2 protein-coding genes are annotated in these 650 nt (G+C 66.0%); both read right to left on the bottom strand.

Annotation, left to right across the window (positions count from 1 at the left end):
* Positions 1 to 6: 6 nt before the first annotated feature.
* A complete protein-coding gene (locus tag ACVCAH_RS38050) occupies positions 7 to 213 on the bottom strand; it encodes a helix-turn-helix domain-containing protein (protein ID WP_026874506.1) in 207 nt (68 codons plus the stop codon).
* A partial coding sequence (locus tag ACVCAH_RS38045) for a DUF2975 domain-containing protein (protein ID WP_447141040.1) occupies positions 213 to 650 on the bottom strand: 438 nt, incomplete at its 5' end. The genes ACVCAH_RS38050 and ACVCAH_RS38045, both read right to left, overlap by 1 nt.

The raw sequence follows: 650 nt of genomic DNA, 5'->3' as shown, positions 1-650 counted from the left end.
GGTGGTTCATTCGTCGACCCACTCGAGCAGGTCGCCGGGTTGGCAGTCGAGCACCCGGCACATGGCTTCCAGGGTGCTGAACCGGACCGCTTTGGCGCGGCCGTTCTTCAGCACGGCCACGTTCGCCGGGGTGAGCCCGACCCGTTCGGCGAACTCGCCGACGCTCATCTTGCGTTTGGCCAACTCGACGTCGATGCGGACGACGATGGGCATCAGATCACCGCTTCCATGTCGGTACGCAGCGTGGTGGCCTGCCGCAGCAGCGCCCGCATCACCACCATCAACAGCCCCAGCACGGTGACCCCGGTCAACAGCAGGAACAGCAGCAGCGGCAGCCCGGGGTCGTCGGCGTTGAACCCGACGTAGAGGAACACCCCCAGCAGCACCACCCACGCGGCCGCGATCGCCCACACGATCGCATCCACCCACCCCAGCGCGGCCTCACTGAAGATCCGGTCGTTCCTGACCAGGGTCAGCAACTGCCAGGTGCACACGATCACCACCTGCACACACAGCACCCAGAACACCGCGACAGCCGTCAGTGGCCACCTCAGGTACGCATCCTCCGGGGACTCCTGTGCCATGTGCGCGAACTGCCCGGGCAGCGAGAAGGTCTGGAACATGACCAGGATCCCGAACAGCAGGACGAG

Source organism: Micromonospora sp. LZ34 (assembly GCF_052981855.1).
The sequence above is the reverse complement of the archived record's forward strand: the minus strand, read 5'-3'. Positions and strand labels throughout refer to the sequence as shown.